Origin of the sequence: Spirosoma arboris (assembly GCF_009754945.1) — a bacterium.
GTDB classification, from domain to species: Bacteria; Bacteroidota; Bacteroidia; order Cytophagales; family Spirosomataceae; genus Spirosoma; species Spirosoma arboris.
Genome location: NZ_WPIN01000008.1, coordinates 297,686 through 318,275, shown reverse-complemented (window position 1 = coordinate 318,275; position 20,590 = coordinate 297,686). Strand labels below are relative to the sequence as shown.

Here is a 20,590-nt window from a genome sequence, read left to right as displayed (position 1 = left end):
AGCCATGTTGATTAACAATAAACGAATAGCTATAGTGGGCGGTGGGCCGGGTGGATTGACACTTGCCAGACTTTTGCAACTGAATGGTGCCAACGTAAAAGTCTACGAACGGGATCTAAATAAGGACGTTCGGGTACAGGGAGCGACGCTTGACCTGCATGATGATTCAGGGTTAATGGCGCTCCGGGAAGCTGGATTGATGGAAGCCTTTAAAGCTAACTTTCGTCCGGGAGCCGATAAGATGCGGCTCGTCGATAAAAATGCAACGATCCTCTATGACGACGATATAAACGAGGGATTTGAACCACTTCGCCCAGAAATTGATCGGGGGCCCCTAAGAAAAATTTTGCTGGAATCATTACAACCAGACACAGTTGTCTGGAACAGCTACCTGATTTCCCTGTCGGCGGTTGGGGATTCCTGGAAGCTTGACTTTCAGAATGGTACATCTGCCCTTGCCGATATTGTTATTGCCGCCGATGGGGCAAATTCTAAAATAAGGCCCCTTATTACACCGATCAAGCCTTTTTATTCTGGAATTACAGTGGTTGAAGGAGCAGTCTATAACTCTGAAACAGCAGCGCCCGCCATACATAAACTCTTAAACGGGGGCAAAATATTTGCGCTGGGCGATGAAAAAACCCTGATCGTAAGTTCTAAAGGGGATGGTAGTCTGGTTTTCTACACTGGTTGTAAAACCGATGAAAATTGGGTCCGCTCGAGTGGGATTGATTTCAATAGTAGAGCGCAGGTCCTGGCCTGGTTTCAGCAGGAGTTTTCAGGCTGGGACAGTAGTTGGCTTGAGTTATTCGAAAAAGCGGACGCCCACTTCATACCCCGTCCGCAATATTGTATGCCTTTAGATCAAAGTTGGCCTACTTTACCAAACCTAACCATGTTGGGTGATGCAGCCCATCTAATGCCCCCCTATGCCGGAGAAGGTGTCAACATGGCTATGCTCGATGCGTTAGAATTAAGTAATTGCTTACTCAATGATGAGTTCCCGAACATCCAAACTGCAATAGCTAGTTATGAGAAACAGATGCTGGCTAGATTTGCCGAAATTGGGCAACTAACATTAGAGCAAACAGCTTCCATGCATTCTCCGCATGGGCTTTCCGATATGCTGGATATGTTTAGTTAGCCACCCAATTTATCTCAATAGCTACCGACAAAATCTGACTACATATGCCCAAATTAGGCGATTCAAAAAGCTACGAAAATATATTTATTTCTCCAGTCGCAGCTGTTTTTAAACGGGACGAAGTAGCTAATGTGCCAAGGCAATTTTATGCAGACTGGGTTGATTTAGTGGTCAAGGTCGCTAAAATTATATATCCCCCATTTTCGATTCCTCCGTTGCCTGAAACGATTTCGTTTAAAGAGGACGCTTACGAAATAAATCCAATTACTGAAGTCTATTATTTTATTTCAGTTAACGAATTTATTCTAAAAGGGGAAGGAGATTTTTCTGTTACTATAAAAGCCTATTATGGCTATCAGACATGGGATGGTTCTGACCATATTGAGATAACGCTAACTGGAATTCCATCCAGCTATCCTGAGTTCCTTGGGGTATCGTCCAGTATTAAATTTGAGTCAAATCCACCTTATGCCAGATTTCATATGTGGGCAGACCCAGCGCAACTCGTGGAAATTGAAACGCTTTTTGCGGATCAGTTAAAAAGGCAAGGTGAGAATGCTTAGCCGGTTCATGTTATTTTCTCTCCAGTAACGCCGGATTTTCACTCAGCAATCGCATCCGATAAGCATTCATGGCAGTGCGGCCAAGCTGATTCACAAGCCGGTAGTTGACAACAACGCCAACTGCGGCTCCAATACCCGGAATCAATTGCGCCATTTTTGCCAGATCAATGTAATCTCGGTACTCCTGCTGAAACGTCAGCCAGTCAAACTGATTAATATCTTCGGGTAATTGACGGCTATGTTCAGGCCAGTTGGCAACATATTCATAAATCACTTGCCGACGCTCCTGGCTCGAAAAGGCCAATTGAAAAATATAGAGAATGAAAACCCGCTCCCGGTAATCGCTCACCGAGAAACCATATAAACTGGCAATCTCGAACAGCATTTTCATTTTTAAACCAAGCAATATTGGAAAATCGGCCATACTGAGCCAAAATCCACCTGCGCCCGTAACGCCCCCTTCGGCAGCACTTGTTTTTCGATAAAAATCAATACGTTTCGCCACCGCAGAATCGCGCTGGGCAAGCGTTTCGCCAACCACAGGTGTGCGGTTAAGAAACTCAGCCCCAAACAAAACGGCCCGAGTCATTTGTTTGATCGTAGCCGTAATAACAGCATGTACGCGGTCGGGAATGATGCGATTAATCCGGTGCTGGAGCGATGTAGAGATCCGGCCAAAGGCTGATGGCGGCTTTTGCATGGCCTGCTGCCAGCGGGTTAGTTCATTGCGAACAGCCTGTTCATAAGCAGTCATACGGCTATTATTTTAGAGAAAAGTAGTATCTTCATCGAATTAAAACTCGCATGAGTCTGTTGTCATTATACATCCTCATGAACCCGTAAACACGTCTATTTGTCGGTATGAAGAATGTTCTTTTGCTTCTGGTTGGTTTAGTAGTTATTTATTTTGCTACCACCGGACTCAAATCTACCCGTAACGTTGTAGCTGCAGCCCCTATCTCAGCCCCCAAAACCGTTAAATCTGTTGGTCATCTTGCTGTCTATGACGAGCTTAATCTAAGCCAGACTGGTTTAGAACGATCCGTTTTCGAGTACGCACTACGCGGCTGGCAGAAAATGGATACCGCTAAGTCAATGCTAACCATTGTTGACCTAAGCCAGCCGTCAAATCATAAACGGCTATACGTTGTCGATTTGTTCAACAAAAAGCTGGTTTTTAACACCTATGTCGCGCATGGACGTAACTCCGGTGATTTAACTGCCAATCAATTTTCCAATACTCAATCGTCGTTTCAGAGTAGTTTGGGATTTTACCAGACGCTTAACACCTACATGGGCAAACATGGGCTGTCGTTGCAATTGAAAGGTCTGGAAAAAGGCTTCAACGACAACGTATATAATCGAAATATTGTCCTGCATGGGGCTGATTACGTTTGCGAAGATATCATTCGCAAAACGGGTCGGTTAGGCCGCAGCCAGGGCTGTCCCGCTGTCCCTTATGCTGACTCAAAAGGCATTATTCAGGCAGTTAAAGGCGGATCATGCCTGTTCGTTTATGCGCCCAATCCCGACTACTTAAAACAGTCGACTTATTTGTCCAGCGCATACACATCTTTATAAAACCGGAGTTTGCCCGTTGCATCTACATCAGCAATGTTGTAGGTAATAAAAACCGGAAACGGTTTTGGAATGCTTAGTGTCCGGGGTTTCTGGTCTACTAAGCATTTATTCATAAAAGTGGCATCGAAGGTTGGCGTTCCCAGAATCAAGTTAGCTAACTCAACCGGCTTCTGCACCCGTACGCAGCCATGACTCCGCCAACGATCGTTGGTTTGGGTAAATAGATCACGACTATTGGTATCATGTAGGTAAATCGCCAGCGGATTCGCCAGATCGAATTTCAACAGGCCCAGCGAATTCTCACAGCCCGACGCCTGCCGAACCCGGTACGGGAAATTGGTCGTTGATAAGCCATCCCAGTCAATTTCTTCGGGGTCAATTTCCTGATTCTTTTCATCCAGAATCTGTAGATTTTGATTGTAGATGAATGCTATATTTCGCTTCATGCGGGGGAGCATTTCGTCTAACGCTATGTTGCGCGGTACATTCCAATAAGGATATGCCACAATATCCTGAACATAGGTTGTCATGCAGGGGGTGCGCTTGTCGGGTTTGCCGGTAATAACCTGCATCGGCAGCAGACGTTTGCCTGCTCGGTCGAATACATTCAATTCGCCTGCGGGAATATTGACGACCACAAACCGGTCGGCATCAAAGCGGTTGACGTATCGGTAAAAATTAAGCGTCTGCCGAATTAGTCGTAACGAATCGGCCATTACGGGATTCGATTTAACCAGTTTTCGGAGTCGATTATAATGGCCAACCAATTGGTTATAGGGACCAAACGGCGACAGTTTTGCCAGCGATTCCGGCTTGGTTGCCTCGTCACTGTCCTTGGTCCAACTAGAGTCAACGGCTTCCTTTAAGCCACTAAATTCCAGACGGGATGGTTTTTTACCGTAGCGAATTTCTAACAATAAGTCGGCTAGCTTAGTAGCGGTTTCGGTATTCTGGCTACCTGCCTTAGCACCAAATCGGGTGGTGTCAATACCAACTGAATCAGCGTAACGACAGACCTGATGCAAGGTCAATAAAGCTTGTTTAGCCCGCTTCTCTGCCTCTTTACGAGCCTGTTCAACCTGCGCCTGCTCCTTTTTTATCGACTTCTGTTTGCTATACCATTTACCAACAAAGAACAGGAGTACCAGACCAGCTACCACCGCAACACCAATTCCAATTCTTCGTTTATCTATGCGATCCATGTGTATTATTATGTCTACTTATTGATAAAACTGGGCAACCCTGTCATTGGTTTGCGATTTGCAGTAGAGCAACAAGAAGGGCAACCCATTTCGAGTTGCCCTTCTTGTTGTTTAGCTATAAGCAGGCTTGTCGATATCTGGCTTAGGATTTGGATTTCGGTTCGGGTGCGTCATGCGCACGTTGGCAGCTATATCATCGCCGTCCATATAGTCGTCTTCCAGCGCGTCAGGTTCCAGTTCTTTAGCGTCGATTTGGCTACCTGGCCCACTAGTTCCTTCAGCGGATTGATTGGCCAAACCAGCGGGCGAAATGGCTTGCTTTGCCCGAATGATGTCTTCTTTTTCCTGATTTTCCATAACGATCTTACCTATCAAGTTTCTATTTAATCATTAGTCTATCAAACCAGTAAACAAAGCTATTGTTTACTCTTTTCACCAAGAAGGCCGGGTAGTGGCATAAACGCTACTACCCGGCCCAAATAGAGTTTCCGATTATGGCACTTAATGAATTACCATTAGCTGTCCTCGGTAAGACGTTGCAGCTGTACCATCGCCAATATGAATTTGATAGGTATAGACCCCCGTTTGTACCCGTTCCTGCTTATAGGTACCATCCCAGGGTTGGGCATACCCGCGTGAAAAGAAAACCAGTTCTCCCCAGCGGTTATAAATAGACACTTCGCAATCTGGAAAAACCCCGATATTGGGCAGTACCCATACATCATTAAGCCCATCGCCATTGGGCGAAAATGCAGTGGGAATATCGAGCAGATCAGAAACGACAACCAGTAACGATAAGGTATTGCTACAACCCATTGTGCTGGTGGCCGTTAAGGAATAAGCTGTTGTTTCAAGCGGGCGGGCAATGGGGCTACTTACATCGACCTGACTTAGAGAGGCAGGCGGTTCCCATTGATAACGGCTAATAGGCTGATCGGCCTGAATCAGGAGCTGTACATTTTGACCTTTTGCCAGTTTATAGGTAGTTGGGCCTGTTAAATTGACCCCCGGCGACACCTCTACCCACCGACTTTGTTCGGCCTGGCAACCCTGACCGGAGGTAAAGTTGTAGGTTAGTTTATGTTTCCCAACACCAGCAACTGCTGGATCGAACCGATTTTCCTGAACGCCCGTTCCCGTATAGACTCCCCCAGTGGGTTGGGCGGCCAATGAAATTAGCGTGGTGCTACTGGTAAGGCAAATCGGGAAAATGGAATCAAACTGCACAATCGGACGATCGTATTGCGTGAGTGTGACGAGGGATGAAGTGGCCGTACAACCACCTGGAGCTGTTACAGTAACCTGATAAGTACCTGCCTGACGAGCCAGTAAGCGACTGGTCGTATCGCTCAATTTCGTACCGTTTTGCTGCCATTGATACCGTGAGGCTCCTGTCCCATCAGCCGTGAGTTGAATGGATTGATCTGGGCAAAAGCCTAGTGCTGGTGCATTAATTTTGACTGTTGGTCGAGAGTTTAGGGTTACCTTCAAACTGTCTTTCCCCTCACAAGCGCCTACAGTTGTTCGGGCCAATACACCATACGTCCCAGACTGATATACCCTGAGCGTAGTTTGCTGTTCGCCCGCGATATCCTTCCCATTATATTGCCATTTATACTGATAATCAAGCTGTCCAGTGGCTTTCAACGTAAGCGTATCTCCTAAACAATAGGGCTCCAGAGTTGCCAGCGACAAGCTGATGGCAGGCGCCTTTATAAAGCTAATCTTGACTGCCTGCGACGTAGTATCATTAGCACACGCTTTTGCCTGGCTCTTGACAACTGTATAAACCCCTGCTTCCCGTACCTGTAGCGTGTCGCTGGTAGATCCGCGGATATTATTCCCGTCTTTTTGCCATTGGTAAGCCCAGACTGGATCTTTTTCGACGGCTAATATTAGGGGCTGGCTATTGCATGAGACAAGATCGGCAGCTACTTTCCCACTGGCCATTATAACCGCAGGCGGGGGCGTGTTTTTCGAGCAATCTACCACTGGCAGCATAAAATCCCGGCGCACACTACCAATTCGTTCGCCATTCCGAAACTCCTCACATTGAACGGAGAATAGGTACAAACCTTCGGCAGAAGCCCGGACACGCAAAACTCCCGTAGCGGGATCGATACTCAATGGAGGGTTACCAGGAATAACATTAGCTAAACTAAACCCCGGTGCCCAGCTAATAGGTGGGTAACTATCTCTGGGCGAAACGTCTGTAACGCCAGGTGATATGTTGGTAGTGTAGCCATTCAATGGTGTTACAAGCGAATAACGAAGCTGGTCACCATCTGCATCCGTCGCCCCTGCATCGAACGTAAACGGTTTGTTAATACATATGTAGTCTCCGTTGGGTAAGCGAAATTCGGGAGCGGAGTTCGTAAAATTCACGCCATTTTTGAGCATTGGCGGGAACTCTAAATAAAATGTCATGGCAACCCCAGTTGCTACGGCATTATTTACATTGGTCAACCCATCATTTCGGCAGCACCGCTCCCAGACTATATAATAGCCTCCAGGATCGGTATAGAGCGTGGGATCAAACTGATGATTATCGTAGTATCGGGCCTGCGAAAAGTTTAATTGACGAAGGTTCGCACAGGCAGCATTGCCGAAGGTAAGGGGTAGCGTTTCCTTAATATATAGTGTAATTCGCTCAACCAATATCGGATTTTGCTTGCGGTAAATCAACAAGGTTACCAATGCATCCCGGTTGCCGGAAACGACTTTGGTTTCATCCCAAAATTGGTTCAACTGGATTCTAAACAAGCCGGGTTTTGTACCAACAGCACGCATGCTCATGTCACCCCCAATGATATGGTTTGCCTGAACATGCAGTGCCAACAGCCATGCTATTACCAACACTCCTATGCCAAACCAACGGCTCATTTCTCCCCTCACCACTTGCATAATAGCCGTACCGGATTTCGGATTCATTCTGCACGTGTCTCGAAACACAGCAATGAATATACACGGATTTATCAAATCCAGAAGTACGACAACCTGATTCTATTAGCGTACGGTCTTATAGAAACTAGCATTTTACCCCCTTATTTGATAGGTTATTTAGAGAAAACTCCCTTCGCAATGAGGTATGGAATTATCAACCAAAGAAGACCTTTGATGAGAAAGAAGAAAAAGCCAAGCCAGCCAACGCGCTTAAGCCACAATTTGAACCGCTCATTCATAAAGCAAAGATAGCGATTTCTGAATGTGCGCCTTTCAGTCAGCAGTAATGGATTAAAAATCCGTTAAGTCAGTAGATTCGTTAGTCAACTCACAAAACAAATAGACACAACCTACTATTAATCAATTATTTACTTACAAATAGAAGTTAGTTATAGTATACACCTTTCCCTTAGATTTGTCGGCAATTGAACTTTATTGGCGTATATAAAACAAAAGTAAGTGCCTGGAAATAGCTATTACAACAAATCCGAATGGATTATTAGAAGGAGATTATAAAGGCAGTCGGCGAATGGCCATCTTTACGAATATGGATGACAGTAACGCGAAAGAAAAAGCGTTACAACACGTGATCCACGAATGGCTGAAGCGGGTGAAAAAATAATGACTTACAGTCGATTTAGTTTTCGTTCGATCAGTTCTTTTTCAGCCATAGAGGCTGTTAGCTGGATAGCTCGCCGATAATGAATTCGGGCCGGTTCAGGCTGACCGTTCTTTTCGTATAGATCGCCCAGAATTGCGTGATAATGGTGCATTGTATCCAGTCCCGACAGGTTAACAACTTCATCGATAGCGGTCACAGGTCCGCGTACGTTTGCTACCGCCACTGCCCGATGGAGTGCCACAACGGGCGACGGTTTTCGGGCCAGCAACAAGTCATAATAAAGCAACACGGTTGGCCAGTCGGTTGTATCATACGATGAAGCGATGCAATGTTGCATGGCAATACCGGCTTCGAGATGATACTCACTAGGCGTTGAGCCTTCGGCAGAGCGATTGAGATACAAATGCCCTTTCCGAATCAACTCCTGATTCCAGCGGCTCCGGTCCTGATCGGCGAGTAAAATAATGCCGCCAGTATCGTCGGTGCGAGCGTCGAAGCGAGCGGATTGAAAACACATCAAAGCTAATAATGCATCAACGGCAGGCTGCTGGGTTGGCGGGGTTTGGGCCAACAGCAAACAAAGTCGCATGGCTTCTTCACATAAATCCTGGCGAATAAGCTGGTCAGGGTGCGACGAATTGTAGCCTTCACTGAACAGGAGGTAAATACTTTTCAGGACGGAATCCAGTCGGGATGCTAAGTGCGGTCCAATTGGCACTTCTAGTTGAATGCTTTCCTGACGAATTTTCTCTTTGGCCCGGTAAATTCGCTTCGAGATTGTTTCATCGGTCGTCAGAAATGCCGCAGCAATCTCCCGGACACTCAGCCCGCAGAGAATTTTCAGGCACATAGCCATCTGCGACTCAACACCAATAGCTGGGTGGCAAATGGCAAACAACATTCTCAATTGACTATCGGTGATGTCATCATCGAAGAAATAGGCATTGCTCATTAGTTCGGTAGTTTCCTGCTGACGGATATACTCCACATCAGCACTAATCTGCCGGAATCGACTTTCGCGCCGAACAACATCCAGGGCTTTATTTTGGGCAACCCGGTAAAGCCACGCACTCGGATTATCGGGAATACCCTGAAAACGCCAACTCTGCAAAGCCTGCACCATTGTATCCTGCACAATATCCTCGGCCAGATCGAGTCGATCGAACCCAAGCATACAAGTCAGGACAGAAGCAATTCGGCCCGCTTCGTGCCGAAACAGGTGGGCGACTAACTGGTTGGATTCAGAGGGTGGTTCGCTGGACATCAGGAGTAAAAAGCTCTCCTCATTTCTGCGAAATAAGGAGAGCAACTTGACTTACTCAAAGTTAATAATTGGGCGAACTTCTACGGTTCCGTCCATCTCGAACATAGGACACCCCTGAGCCAGGTCAACAGCTTCGTCTAAACTAGCAGCGGTTAAAATCATATAGCCCCCAACAATCTCTTTCCCTTCGGTAAAGGGCCCATCGGTAATAACCTGTCCTCCTTTTGTCATTATTTTGCCAACTGGAGCCAGTGCATCTGTAGCGATTAGTTTACCTTGCCCCGCAATGCCGCCTATCCAGTTATTCCACTTCTGGATCTCGGCCTGCATCGCATCGGGCGATAGTTCGGCAAAGGCGGTTTCCTGAGAATAAGGCGAATGGAACACGAGCATAAATTTGTTCATGGTATTTGATTGGTTATACAGGTAGTAAATTTGTTTTCGTCACTAAGACGAACGGCAACGCCTAAATCGGACAGGAAGTGAAAAAAAAATTTCTGTCAATCAAACTTATCAAGGCTGGGAGAGCTTATGAATTAAATCTAAAGCACAAGCAGCCTCGCAACGTCATTTGTTGCGAGTAAAGAACCAACATAGTGCAACAGAAAATCGGTATGAATATTACAAAAAACAAAGTAGCTGCCATCCATTACACCCTGCGCGATAGTAGCGGCAATATACTGGATTCCAGCCAGGGCAGCGATCCCTTATATTATCTACATGGGGCTAACAACCTCATCCCAGGCATGGAAGAAGGATTGGAAGGCCATGCAAAGGGCGATCATCTCCAGTTAGATGTTTCGCCTGAGAAAGGCTATGGCAAACGCGATCCGCAACTGGTCGAGGCCGTGCCTCGTCGGGCATTTGGAGGACAGGAGCTTGAAGTTGGGATGCAATTCGAAACCAACGACGGGCAGGTCGTAACTATAACAGCCGTTGGACCCGATACGGTCACTGTTGATGCTAACCACCCTCTGGCTGATCAGAACCTGTATTTCGACGTCGAAGTGCTGGACGTTCGGGATGCAACCGCCGACGAACTGGCTCATGGCCATGTTCATGGTCCGGGTGGGCATCATTAAAAAGTTAGCGCTTATCAAGAATAGTCAGGGGTTGTTCAGTATGGTTAGTAAACGAACTATATTAGGCAACCCCTGACTATTCTTGACAACACATGCCCAATCCTACCTATCTTTGCACCACAAAGTCATGGCACAGATTGGTAGAGATACGCAGCTAGCAAAAGGGTTTCTGGAATCAGGTAATGTGGTGGGTATACCCACTGAAACAGTGTACGGATTAGCAGGTAATGCGCTTAATCTGGATGCTGTTCTGACAATTTTTCGCGTAAAAAATCGACCTTCCTTCGATCCGCTCATTATCCATACAGACTCGCTCAAAAAACTCGACCAGTTCGTTACTGATATTCCTGGGCCAGCCCGAAAGCTGGCAGAAACCTACTGGCCAGGTCCGCTAACGATACTCCTCCCAAAGCGCAATCTGATTCCTGATCTGGTTACGGCAGGCTTATCCAGCGTTGCCGTTCGTATTCCAAATCATCCGCTTAGTCTTGCTCTGCTACGTTCGCTCGATTTCCCGTTAGCAGCTCCGAGTGCAAATCCTTTTGGGTATATCAGTCCAACTACAGCACAACACGTTGCCGATCAATTGGGCGATCAGATTCCCTATATTCTGGATGGTGGTCCGGCAGGCGTCGGTATAGAATCGACTATTGTTGGTTTTGAGAACGGCAAAGCCACCGTATTTCGATTGGGGGGAATGGCTTTGGAACAGATCGAACAGGTAATTGGTCCAGTTTCGGTGCAAACCCATTCGACCTCAAATCCGAAAGCGCCGGGTATGTTGAGTAGCCATTACGCCCCTCGCAAACCACTGATTCTTATAGCTCCGGGCAAAACGCCTGAACCCAATAAGCAAGCGGGAGCGCTAGTGTTTAGGGAGCCTTTCGGTGGCATTTCTGCTCAACATCAGCGTATCCTCTCTCCCACTGGCGATTTGAATGAAGCCGCCAAAAACCTTTTTGCTCACTTACGAGACCTGGATTCGTTACCCATTGATATTATTTACGCAGAACCTTTGCCTAATCAAGGACTAGGTTGGGCTATAAATGACCGACTACGTCGGGCGAGTGCGCACTAAACTTCCCCATTTTCAACAGCTTTTGCCGCATTTGTAGCTAACTCAATAATCATAGGTAGCAAATGCCCAAAGCGGACGTCTTTGCTGTGCCCCTGTTTCCAGCGAGCATAAATCTGCTGGGCAATTACTGCGTTTTTGTAAAGGCCAAATACGTAATAGAAAAGAATGCCGCTCAGATCGCGACCACTTAATTCAGCGTACCGAGTGATAACTTCCTGCCGGGTTAGATTGCCCGGAAGCCACGTCAGGTTGAAGTTTTTGTAGGCTGGACTATCCTCCGCTTCTGACCAATACGCCAAAGTTGCTCCTAAATCCATGAGCGGATCGCCGACGGTTGCCATTTCCCAGTCCAATACGCCTTTAATTACCGGTAGCGGATCGCCCGTATCTTCGTTAGAAGCGAATAGTACATTGTCGAATTTATAATCGTTGTGCAGAAAAGCAGGAGCCTGGTCGATGGGATAGTTTTGTTGAAGCCAATAACCAACGCTATTCATGGCTTCAATTTTATCGGTTTCGGCAGTACGATAGCGTTGGTTCCAGCCTTCTACCTGCCTTTGTACGTAGCCATCGGGTTTCCCTAATTGACTAAGCCCGGTTGCCTTAATATCCAAACTGTGAATAGCCACTAAGTTATCGACTAATGCTTCTGATAACTGATGCATCCACTCGGGTGCGAGGTTTAGTGTTGGGGCCATTGGCGCCCGAAGAATCACACCCAGCACCCGTTTCATGATGTAGAAAGGTGCACCAATTACATCAGACGTTTCACAGTAAACAATAGGTTCAGGAATTTTGTCGTAGTGTCCTTTTAGCAACGACAACACCCGAAACTCACGGCCCATATCGTGCCCACCTTTTATATTAGCCCCAACTGGAGGTCGGCGCAGGACATATTCCTGGTCGTCGGTTTTGAGGCAATAGGTCAGGTTTGAGAACCCACCCGGAAACTGTCTGACCTCCGCGATTATCCCCATTTCAGGCGCATGGTCGCGGAGGTACTCATTCAGACGATTCAAATCCAGTTCTTCGCCTGTTCGAACAGAATGAGGTGCATCGGGAGCAATCATTTGATGTATGATGTATGGTCTAGGATGTATGTTCGCGAAAATACATATATCCTACCGCACGGGTAGCCCCTATCATACATTATCCCTAAATCTCCTCTATCGTTTTTTGAATTTACTGACGATTTTATCCAGCGCGTAGCCTACGTTCACGCTTAAGGCACGATTGTGCGTTTTATCGTAGTCAGGTCCTGATGGCCCCGATTCAATATTAGCTAAACCCAAATCGTAAGCCAGTCGGATACGCAAGCTGCTGGGAAATTGATAGCCCGCGGTCAATGCCAACCCCGCGTCGAAACGCTTGTAGCCTCCGTTACCGCCAAAAGCAGGTGTGCTAAAGGATTGCCCGCTGAAGGAAGACTTAAACGAGCCTGACAAGCCATAGGCAAAATAAGGGCCCAAGCCACCAAAGATCCGGCCTTTGTTAGTCAAATCATGGTGGTAAATCGCATAGACAGGTAATTCCAGGTAAAGCAGGCGTGTATTCGTTGTGCCACCTGCATCACTTTCTCTAGCGCCTTTACCGATTAACTCTAAGCCGGACATGATTGCCAGATGCGTTTTTATATCATCGGCTTTGGGTCGGGCAGGGCTATACGGCCGGTAAAGCCCTGGCTGGAGGCCGGGTCGGTTGCTCGCAAGTAACGATCCATACGAAGGCTGTTTATTCTCACTTGATTTCCCATCGTTATCCAACATACCTGCTAATTCAAACACACCAATAATCCCGAAATTAAAGGCTAACTCATCGCTAGAGGCTTGACTACCCGATCCGTTGGATTTGTAAGAAGGCCCATAATATTCCTGATTCACTTTATCAGCGGAGGCTTCCGGCATTAAGTAGCTAAGTTCTCTTGGTGTACAGGATTCAATTAGTATAGCGACCAGTAACAGGCATAAGTAGTGAAAGAACGTAGCAGTTTTCATGGGTGTAAGCAGTTAGAATGAGAATCGAGAGATTAACCAAATTTCTCGTCTAACGTGCAGGCACTCAATAGTTAGTGCTAACTATTTTACACTCCAACATCTTCTATGTGTCAGCGCTGGTTTAAAGCGATGATTCAGCCGCCATCATTTGTCGAAACTGGCGCAACTCTTTGGCTTTTTGTCTAATATCCAGCCCGTATTTTTTCAGAATACTAATAGCCAGGCTCTGCTTGTGTACTTCGTCGGCCCCATCCCAGATACGGGCACCCCGCTCATGCCGGTACATAGCCGATAGTACCGTATCGTCTGTAACACCCAGCGCACCATGCACTTGAATGGCCCGATCGAGCACCCGCAGGAACGCGTTAGCGACATAGAATTTTATGGCAGAAACGGCATCACGCACATTACTCACGCCAACTGTATCAATCATATGGGCCGTGTTTAGCACATACAAACGGCAAGCGTCAATCTCAGCCCGACTTTCAGCAATGAAATCCTGAATAAACTGCTTTTCACCCAGCATCACACCATCCTCAATTTCGCGGGTAGCCGCCCGTTTGCACATTAGATCCAGTGCTTTTTCGGCATTACCAACCCAGCGCATACAGTGGTGAACGCGTCCTGGCCCCAGACGCTCCTGCGCCAGTCGAAAACCCATCCCCTCGCCCGCAATCACATTGGAGATAGGCACGCGGCAATCGGTATAGGTCACTTCGGCATGACTGAACCAACCTTCACCTGCTTCACCGAATACGGGGATATTCCGTTCGATTTTGAAACCAGGTGTATTGGTCGGGACGATAATCATGCTGGCTCGCTGGTGGGGAGCCGCATCAGGATTCGTAACCGCCATAACCACCGCAAACGCAGCGCCATCGGCCGATGAGGTGAACCATTTGCGCCCATTAATTACATAGTCGTTGCCGTCTCGTACGGCAAGCGTAGCCATTCGAGTCGGATTTGAACCTGCAAAATCAGGTTCGGTCATTGAAAAACAGGAGCGAATTTCACCGGCCATCAGTGGCTTCAGGTACCGCTCTTTCAACTCATCCGAAGCGAATTTGTGAAGCAGTTCGGTATTGCCGATGTCGGGAGCCTGACAGCCAAATACGTAATGCCCGAAAAACGGCGCATGGGCCAGCGCTTCACTAATCTGTCCAAATTCGCAGAGAGTTAGGCCATGCCCCGGTCCGTCGTCACGGCCTTCTTCTTTGGAAAGATGCAGACCCCACAAGCCGGCGGCTTTAACCAGTTCCCGTTTTTGGTCGAGAATTGGAATCAGGCTACTCAGGTTGTTATGCGAAAAGCCGTCTTCGAGGGGAATCAGTTCAGTTTGAACAAATTCGCGAACGCGTGCCAATAATGGTCTGACCCGCTCGGTGGTGAAAATCGTTTCCATAGAAGCAATTTATGGCATTTTACTGATTGATCGTATCTAACATTGTACTTCTCCCCTGCAAGCCACCCGTATGAACGGCCACGACGGTTGCCTCATCCTGAAAAAACCCTTTTCGAGCAAGGTCATAAATACCGTAAAGCATTTTGCCGGTGTAAATCTGTTCAATGAACACGCCCGTTTTCTGTTCAAATGACCGGATAAACTGGATTAATTCGGGGGTAGTTTTAGCATAGCCTCCAAAGTGGTAGTCCTGAATGAGTTTAGGTAAAACTTCAGCCTGGCGTGCTGCAAAACCAGACGGGCCAGGCTGAAGATTAGCCCAATCAATGCCTTTCAACGCCATAAACCCCAGTATGCTCGTCTCTGCCGGAGCAGATTGCGCCAATCCAGCCACCGTACCGCCCGTACCAACCGGACAGCATACATAGTCGGGAACATAGCCCAATTGCTCTACAATTTCGGGGATGATCTCAGCCGTTCCTTCGATGGCCAATTCGTTTGTACCTCCTTCAGGCAGACGATAACATGGACCAAATTGGTGAACTAAATATGCCAGAAAATCCGGATCTTCTTTGCACCGGTACTCAGCTCGATTGACGAAATGAAGGTGCATTCCACACGATTTGCAAAAAGCCAAGGTACGATTTAACGGCATCGTAGCGAGTTCTTCTCCGCGCACGACGCCAATAGTTTGGAAACCAAATGCTTGCCCAGCCGAAGCCGTAGCAGAAAGATGATTAGAATACGCCCCACCAAAGGTCAGCAACGTAGTAAAACCCTGCTCGCGAGCAGCTAACAGATTGTACTTGAGCTTACGCCATTTATTCCCCGATACCAATGGATGGAGCAGATCGTCGCGCTTCAGAACTAAGCGAATGTTTACGGGTTCAGGAAATGGATTATCAAGCACTTGCAAGGGTGAATCAGCCGGAAACGTTTGCAGGTGTTCAGCAAAATCACGTATCATCCCGTAAATTCGCCAAACTTTTTGAGATCGTACCCATTATGACCGAAGCGGCTGAGGATTTTTTGGAAGAGGAAGAATTATACGAGCACCATCGCATTGTGGTCGATAAAGGCCAGAGCCTGTTGCGGATTGACCGCTTTCTGATGGACCGATTGCAAAATGCGACTCGTACCAAAATTCAGGCAGCCATTGATGCAGAGTCGGTTCGGGTAAACGACAAACCAACCAAAGCTAGCTACAAAATAAAGCCGCTGGATATTATCACGGTTTCGCTAGCTCACCCGCCCCGCGACACCGATGTTAAGCCCGAAAACATTCCGCTCACTATTGTTTTCGAGGATGAAGATCTACTGGTACTCAATAAACCCGCCGGCATGGTTGTCCATCCGGCCCATGGAAACTGGGATGGTACGCTGGTCAACGCACTGGTCTATCATTTTCAGAATCTCCCCACATCTCGTAACGGCGAAATTCGCCCTGGTTTAGTACACCGGATTGACAAAGACACATCGGGGCTGATGGTAATTGCCAAAACCGAATACGCCATGACGCATCTGGCCCGGCAGTTTTTCGAGCACAGTATTGAGCGGACCTATAACGCTCTCACCTGGGGTGTGCCGAATCCACCCGAAGGCACTATTACTGGCTTCATTGGCCGGTCCATGAAAGACCGGAAAGTACAGGTGATTTACGACGACGAGTCGAAAGGCAAGTGGGCAATTTCCCATTATAAAACTCTGGAAGCGCTACGCTATGTTGCTCTGGTACAATGCAATCTGGAGACCGGTCGCACCCATCAGATTAGGGCTCATTTCAAACATATTGGTCATCCGTTGTTCAACGATGCCATGTATGGTGGTGACCGAATTTTGCGAGGAAACCCGGTCGGGAGTTATAAAGCGTTCGTTGAAAACGCCTTCAAGCTGCTACCCCGACAAGCCTTACATGCTAAATCGTTAGGTTTCACCCACCCTCGAACAAAAGAATGGCTCCAGTTCGACTCCGATTTACCCGATGATTTTCAGGCAGCGCTGGAGAAATGGAGGAAGTTCGGAATGATGAATGATGAATGATGAATTATTTACAAATAAACCGACTTGTGCTTTGAAAAAAGATAATATTGTTCTCGATAAGAGTTTTCGCTTCGCAGTTCGCATTATTCGACTTTATCAACATCTCAAAGAGACCAAGAAAGAATATATTTTAAGCAAACAAATGCTGCGTTCCGGCACATCGGTCGGAGCCAATGTACGCGAGGGGAATAATGCAGAAAGTAAAGCTGATTTCATCCACAAGCTAGGAATCGCTCAAAAAGAAACTGACGAGACTATTTACTGGCTTGAGTTATTAAAGGAAACGGATTATTTAAATCAAACCGAATTCAATAGTATATATGGTGATGCTGACGAACTACTAAAACTAATTCGTAGTATTATCCTTACGGCTAAGAGTAATCGCTGATAGCAACATCATTCATCATTTATCATTCATCATTAAAAATGATTTCAATCCGCCCTGGCACCCTCGAAGATATACCGGAAGCCTTCGCCTTAGTTATGGAATTAGCTGTTTACGAACGAGCTGCTGATCAGGTTACCAATACCGTCGAACAAATGGCCCTCGATGGCTTTGGCCCGAATCCTCTTTTCGGGATGATCATGGCCGAGGACTCTGATACTAAGAATATTGTCGGTATGGCCTTGTATTTCTTCCGATACTCGACCTGGAAAGGCAAACGCCTATATCTGGAAGACATCATCGTGACGGAAGATTTTCGAGGTTATGGGGTTGGAAAGTTGTTATTAGATGCCACTATTGAGATGGCTCGCGATACCAACTGTACCGGTATGATGTGGCAGGTATTGGACTGGAATGAGCCAGCGATCGGCTTCTACAAACAATTTGGTACTCGCTTCGACGACGGTTGGACGAACTGTCATTTGGATTTTTAGGTAATGTAAATAAGTGTAGTAAGTGTAATGGTGTAGTAAGAAAAGTAAGGGAATACTCATTACACTTACTTCATCCACTTCACTTACTACTCCACTTACTCAGACTTACTGCACTTACCCCACCAATTCCCTATCTTTGCAGTTCGAGAATAGAGACTAAGCATGACGTATCGTCAACAGAAAGCTCTGCGTATTGCTGGCTGGATATTTTTAAGTATTTTTTTATTGGCCTTTGTAGGTGGTGTAGTTGCTTATTTTAAGCGCGAAAGTCTGCTAAAAACCGCCCTTGAACGCGGAATCCGTAAAGCAAAGCGAGACTATCATCTTGATGTTCGTATTGGCTCGGCCAAATTTACTGGCTTGAGTTCGTTGGCGTTTACCGATATTTCGGTTGTCCCCGAAAAGCGCGACAGTCTGGCTCGCATCCAACGGGTTGAACTGGCTGTTCGGTTCTGGCCTTTACTGGTTGGCAAAATCGGGTTGTCAGGTATGACCCTCGAAAATGGTCTGATTCAGGTCGTAAAGCGGGATTCGCTGACGAATATTGATTTTCTGCTTCACAAAAAGCGTGACTCCACAGCCACTAGTGAGCCATCTGCCGAAACAACACAGCGTACAAATCTGGCCGACGTAACCGAAAATCTAATTGACAATATTCTGTCCAAGATCCCTGAGGATCTGAATATCAGCAATCTGGAGTTTCGGGCTATGGATACGACCGATACGCTCAGTTTAATTACACAAACGGCAGTCATCAACAACGAAGACGTAACGTCAACCCTGAAACTAAACGGCAATCAGGCAACCTGGCACATTACGGGCACGGCAGACCCTGCCGATAGAGAGTATAATCTTGCGCTCTATGCAGAAGGCAAGCCGATTGAACTCCCGTATATTCAGAAGAGATTCAACTTAAAACTTCAGGCCGACACGCTACGAGCTGAGCTTCACGAGGTTGACCGTTCAGGAAGTGAGTTTCGCCTGGAAGGGGCTGGCTCTGTCCGAAATCTGCGCATCAACCATCCGGCTATTGCTCGTACCGATGTACTGATACCGCGAGCAGCCATGGATGCGCATCTATTTGTTGGTGAGAATTATGTGGGTGTCGATAGCTCGTCAACTCTGCATCTTGGTGAAGTTAGCGCCCATCCGTTTGTAAAATATACGCTTAAGCCAACAAAGATTTACGAAGCCCAGCTCCATACGGGTTCCATGGATGCACAAGCCTTGTTCAATTCATTTCCACAGGGTTTGTTTGAGTCGCTAGAAGGAATGAAAGTATCTGGAAAGCTCAGGTATGATGTTGATTTCCAATTAGACTCCTCTCTTCCCGATTCCGTAAAATTCGATTCTGGCCTGACGTCTGAAGGCTTTCATATCCTGCAAATGGGTCGCACTGATTTCGCGTCTATCAACCAACCGTTTGTGTATACGCCCTACGAGAAAGGCAAGCCTGTTCGGGATATTGTCGTTGGACCGGAGAATCCGGATTATACACCGCTTAATCAAATTTCGCCTGATCTCCGCAATGCGCTGCTGACATCAGAAGACTATAATTTCTTCACGCACAAAGGGTTCAATGAGAAAGCGTTCCGCGTGTCGATTGCCACGAATTTTAAGCAGAAATCGTTTAAACGTGGAGCCAGTACTATTTCGATGCAGTTGGTTAAAAATGCATTTCTGAGTCGAAATAAAACGATTTCGCGTAAGGTTGAGGAGATTCTGATTGTCTGGTTGATTGAGAACGAACACATCGTTCCGAAAGAACGGATGTATGAAGTTTACCTCAATATCATTGAGTGGGGACGTAATATTTATGGCATCGGCGAAGCGGCTCGCTATTATTTCGCGAAAAGTCCCTCTGATCTCAATCTGGGAGAAAGTATTTTTCTGGCCTTTGTAGTTCCACGCCCCAAATCGGCCTTGAATTGGTTCGTACCAGGCGGATACCTACAGGTTCGTAATGTTCGGGGGTACTTCAAACTAATTGGCCGTATTATGGCCCGGCGTGGCTTAACTACCCCTGATTCAGGATCGTACGGTTTCTACGATGTTCGACTCCGTGAAGGTCTTCGCCGAGAAGTGGCTCCTGTAGACTCGTTATTTCAGAGCGACAGTTTGATGACAGACCCGGCAGAGGTCGATACAGATGAAGACGAAGGTGGCACAGGTATCGGCAACTTTTTCCGCCGGCTATTCAAAGGTAAGAAAGCCGATGAAAAACGTACTGATGAGGCACCAGCGACCGTCCAGCCAGAACGTCGGACCACTCCAGATGTACTCCCTAGCGAAGCTGCCCCAACAGACACCGTTAAAACTCGTAAGCAGCTACGACAAGAACGACGCGAGCAAAAACGCCGGGAGAAAGAAGCTAAAAAGGCCCTTGAAGCCAACAACCCATAACAATTCCTATGAAAGCACTGGTGAGATTGATTGTGCTTATCGTTATTATCGGTAGCATTGCTCTGTATGTTATCTCAAAACTGAACAATACATCGCTTACTTTACAAACCATTGATTTAGGCGTTGACTGTTCTGAGGTAGACAATGTACTCGTTACCTCAACTGTCAATGTGGTCGTAAAGAATCATTCATCCCGCTCACACAATGATGTGTCTGTAAAAATCATCGCCTTTGATGAATCGGGAAATAAGCTCAAAGAAAAATATACAACCTTCACCCGCACGCTGGCGCCCAATAGTAGTTTCGACAAACCGGTTACGTTACCAGCCGCCACAAAGCGTTGTGATTGCAAAATCGTTAGCTCGCATCCAGAGTAGGTTGGTTGATAACAGG

At 46.9% G+C, this 20,590-nt stretch carries 20 protein-coding genes; 10 read left to right on the top strand and 10 right to left on the bottom strand.

What is annotated here, in order from left to right:
* The first annotated feature begins 4 nt into the window (after window positions 1–4).
* Window positions 5–1,144 carry an FAD-dependent oxidoreductase gene (locus GO755_RS22240; protein WP_157587485.1) on the top strand — a complete coding sequence of 380 codons (1,140 nt, stop codon included), beginning with the start codon at window positions 5–7 and terminating at the stop codon, window positions 1,142–1,144.
* A gap of 44 nt (window positions 1,145–1,188) precedes the next feature.
* Complete coding sequence (locus GO755_RS22235; RefSeq protein WP_157587484.1) at window positions 1,189–1,707, top strand: hypothetical protein; 519 nt, start codon at window positions 1,189–1,191, stop codon at window positions 1,705–1,707.
* Window positions 1,708–1,717: 10 nt separating this feature from the next.
* On the opposite strand, the gene GO755_RS22230 is transcribed toward GO755_RS22235, so the two are convergent.
* Window positions 1,718–2,461, bottom strand: coding sequence for an EcsC family protein (locus GO755_RS22230; RefSeq protein WP_157587483.1), 744 nt, complete (start codon window positions 2,459–2,461; stop codon window positions 1,718–1,720).
* A gap of 107 nt (window positions 2,462–2,568) precedes the next feature.
* Between GO755_RS22230 and GO755_RS22225 the strand changes: the two genes are divergently transcribed.
* Window positions 2,569–3,288 (top strand): murein L,D-transpeptidase catalytic domain family protein, encoded by a 720-nt coding sequence (locus GO755_RS22225; protein WP_157587482.1) that lies wholly within the window; start codon window positions 2,569–2,571, stop codon window positions 3,286–3,288.
* Here the strand turns inward: GO755_RS22225 and GO755_RS22220 are convergent.
* The 5 genes from GO755_RS22220 to GO755_RS22200 all read right to left on the bottom strand — a co-directional run bounded on the left by GO755_RS22220 (window position 3,258) and on the right by GO755_RS22200 (window position 9,724).
* Window positions 3,258–4,490, bottom strand: a complete 1,233-nt coding sequence (locus GO755_RS22220; protein ID WP_157587481.1) for a L,D-transpeptidase family protein — start codon at window positions 4,488–4,490, stop codon at window positions 3,258–3,260. The genes GO755_RS22225 and GO755_RS22220 overlap by 31 nt on opposite strands.
* A 111-nt stretch (window positions 4,491–4,601) precedes the next feature.
* The gene (locus GO755_RS22215) at window positions 4,602–4,847 is read right to left on the bottom strand and encodes a hypothetical protein (RefSeq protein WP_157587480.1); all 246 of its coding nucleotides are present in this window, start codon (window positions 4,845–4,847) and stop codon (window positions 4,602–4,604) included.
* 144 nt (window positions 4,848–4,991) lie between these two features.
* On the bottom strand, window positions 4,992–7,421 hold the full coding sequence (locus GO755_RS22210; protein ID WP_227687045.1) for a gliding motility-associated C-terminal domain-containing protein: 2,430 nt from the start codon (window positions 7,419–7,421) through the stop codon (window positions 4,992–4,994).
* 638 nt (window positions 7,422–8,059) lie between these two features.
* Complete coding sequence (locus GO755_RS22205; protein WP_157587479.1) at window positions 8,060–9,319, bottom strand: RNA polymerase sigma factor; 1,260 nt, start codon at window positions 9,317–9,319, stop codon at window positions 8,060–8,062.
* Window positions 9,320–9,370: 51 nt separating this feature from the next.
* A complete protein-coding gene (locus GO755_RS22200) occupies window positions 9,371–9,724 on the bottom strand; it encodes a YciI family protein (protein WP_157587478.1) in 354 nt (117 codons plus the stop codon).
* 209 nt (window positions 9,725–9,933) lie between these two features.
* Between GO755_RS22200 and GO755_RS22195 the strand changes: the two genes are divergently transcribed.
* Both GO755_RS22195 and GO755_RS22190 read left to right on the top strand, forming a co-directional pair.
* Window positions 9,934–10,401: an FKBP-type peptidyl-prolyl cis-trans isomerase gene (locus GO755_RS22195; protein WP_157587477.1), complete on the top strand. Its 468-nt coding sequence runs from the start codon at window positions 9,934–9,936 to the stop codon at window positions 10,399–10,401.
* A gap of 127 nt (window positions 10,402–10,528) precedes the next feature.
* Window positions 10,529–11,479, top strand: coding sequence for an L-threonylcarbamoyladenylate synthase (locus tag GO755_RS22190; RefSeq protein WP_157587476.1), 951 nt, complete (start codon window positions 10,529–10,531; stop codon window positions 11,477–11,479).
* On the opposite strand, the gene GO755_RS22185 is transcribed toward GO755_RS22190, so the two are convergent.
* The 4 genes from GO755_RS22185 to GO755_RS22170 form a co-directional block, all read right to left on the bottom strand.
* Window positions 11,476–12,549, bottom strand: a complete 1,074-nt coding sequence (locus tag GO755_RS22185; RefSeq protein WP_157587475.1) for a phosphotransferase family protein — start codon at window positions 12,547–12,549, stop codon at window positions 11,476–11,478. The genes GO755_RS22190 and GO755_RS22185 overlap by 4 nt on opposite strands.
* A 96-nt stretch (window positions 12,550–12,645) precedes the next feature.
* Entirely contained in the window at window positions 12,646–13,473 is an 828-nt protein-coding gene (locus tag GO755_RS22180) for a porin family protein (protein ID WP_157587474.1), read from the bottom strand.
* A 121-nt stretch (window positions 13,474–13,594) separates the two neighbouring features.
* Window positions 13,595–14,875 (bottom strand): acyl-CoA dehydrogenase family protein, encoded by a 1,281-nt coding sequence (locus GO755_RS22175; protein WP_157587473.1) that lies wholly within the window; start codon window positions 14,873–14,875, stop codon window positions 13,595–13,597.
* Window positions 14,876–14,894: 19 nt separating this feature from the next.
* Window positions 14,895–15,842: a 1-aminocyclopropane-1-carboxylate deaminase/D-cysteine desulfhydrase gene (locus tag GO755_RS22170; RefSeq protein ID WP_157587472.1), complete on the bottom strand. Its 948-nt coding sequence runs from the start codon at window positions 15,840–15,842 to the stop codon at window positions 14,895–14,897.
* 38 nt (window positions 15,843–15,880) lie between these two features.
* On the opposite strand from GO755_RS22170, the gene GO755_RS22165 reads away from it, so the two are divergent.
* From GO755_RS22165 to GO755_RS22145, 5 genes are all read left to right on the top strand, one after another.
* The gene (locus tag GO755_RS22165) at window positions 15,881–16,915 is read left to right on the top strand and encodes an RluA family pseudouridine synthase (RefSeq protein WP_157587589.1); all 1,035 of its coding nucleotides are present in this window, start codon (window positions 15,881–15,883) and stop codon (window positions 16,913–16,915) included.
* 31 nt (window positions 16,916–16,946) lie between these two features.
* Window positions 16,947–17,303 (top strand): four helix bundle protein, encoded by a 357-nt coding sequence (locus GO755_RS22160; protein WP_227687044.1) that lies wholly within the window; start codon window positions 16,947–16,949, stop codon window positions 17,301–17,303.
* A 38-nt stretch (window positions 17,304–17,341) separates the two neighbouring features.
* On the top strand, window positions 17,342–17,794 hold the full coding sequence (locus GO755_RS22155) for a GNAT family N-acetyltransferase (RefSeq protein WP_157587471.1): 453 nt from the start codon (window positions 17,342–17,344) through the stop codon (window positions 17,792–17,794).
* Window positions 17,795–17,956: 162 nt separating this feature from the next.
* Window positions 17,957–20,197, top strand: a complete 2,241-nt coding sequence (locus tag GO755_RS22150; protein ID WP_157587470.1) for a transglycosylase domain-containing protein — start codon at window positions 17,957–17,959, stop codon at window positions 20,195–20,197.
* Window positions 20,198–20,205: 8 nt separating this feature from the next.
* Complete coding sequence (locus tag GO755_RS22145) at window positions 20,206–20,574, top strand: FxLYD domain-containing protein (RefSeq protein WP_157587469.1); 369 nt, start codon at window positions 20,206–20,208, stop codon at window positions 20,572–20,574.
* Window positions 20,575–20,590 lie beyond the last annotated feature (16 nt).

Bases quoted from the DNA above. Each gene is read 5' to 3' on its own strand.
- GO755_RS22215 (WP_157587480.1), bottom strand. From the start codon at position 4,847: ATGGAAAATCAGGAAAAAGAAGACATCATTCGGGCAAAGCAAGCCATT.
- GO755_RS22210 (WP_227687045.1), bottom strand. From the start codon at position 7,421: ATGAATCCGAAATCCGGTACGGCTATTATGCAAGTGGTGAGGGGAGAA.
- GO755_RS22185 (WP_157587475.1), bottom strand. From the start codon at position 12,549: ATGATTGCTCCCGATGCACCTCATTCTGTTCGAACAGGCGAAGAACTG.
- GO755_RS22165 (WP_157587589.1), top strand. From the start codon at position 15,881: ATGACCGAAGCGGCTGAGGATTTTTTGGAAGAGGAAGAATTATACGAG.
- GO755_RS22220 (WP_157587481.1), bottom strand. From the start codon at position 4,490: ATGGATCGCATAGATAAACGAAGAATTGGAATTGGTGTTGCGGTGGTA.
- GO755_RS22225 (WP_157587482.1), top strand. From the start codon at position 2,569: ATGAAGAATGTTCTTTTGCTTCTGGTTGGTTTAGTAGTTATTTATTTT.
- GO755_RS22235 (WP_157587484.1), top strand. From the start codon at position 1,189: ATGCCCAAATTAGGCGATTCAAAAAGCTACGAAAATATATTTATTTCT.
- GO755_RS22170 (WP_157587472.1), bottom strand. From the start codon at position 15,842: ATGATACGTGATTTTGCTGAACACCTGCAAACGTTTCCGGCTGATTCA.
- GO755_RS22240 (WP_157587485.1), top strand. From the start codon at position 5: ATGTTGATTAACAATAAACGAATAGCTATAGTGGGCGGTGGGCCGGGT.
- GO755_RS22155 (WP_157587471.1), top strand. From the start codon at position 17,342: ATGATTTCAATCCGCCCTGGCACCCTCGAAGATATACCGGAAGCCTTC.
- GO755_RS22205 (WP_157587479.1), bottom strand. From the start codon at position 9,319: ATGTCCAGCGAACCACCCTCTGAATCCAACCAGTTAGTCGCCCACCTG.
- GO755_RS22195 (WP_157587477.1), top strand. From the start codon at position 9,934: ATGAATATTACAAAAAACAAAGTAGCTGCCATCCATTACACCCTGCGC.
- GO755_RS22175 (WP_157587473.1), bottom strand. From the start codon at position 14,875: ATGGAAACGATTTTCACCACCGAGCGGGTCAGACCATTATTGGCACGC.
- GO755_RS22145 (WP_157587469.1), top strand. From the start codon at position 20,206: ATGAAAGCACTGGTGAGATTGATTGTGCTTATCGTTATTATCGGTAGC.
- GO755_RS22200 (WP_157587478.1), bottom strand. From the start codon at position 9,724: ATGAACAAATTTATGCTCGTGTTCCATTCGCCTTATTCTCAGGAAACC.
- GO755_RS22230 (WP_157587483.1), bottom strand. From the start codon at position 2,461: ATGACTGCTTATGAACAGGCTGTTCGCAATGAACTAACCCGCTGGCAG.
- GO755_RS22180 (WP_157587474.1), bottom strand. From the start codon at position 13,473: ATGAAAACTGCTACGTTCTTTCACTACTTATGCCTGTTACTGGTCGCT.
- GO755_RS22190 (WP_157587476.1), top strand. From the start codon at position 10,529: ATGGCACAGATTGGTAGAGATACGCAGCTAGCAAAAGGGTTTCTGGAA.
- GO755_RS22150 (WP_157587470.1), top strand. From the start codon at position 17,957: ATGACGTATCGTCAACAGAAAGCTCTGCGTATTGCTGGCTGGATATTT.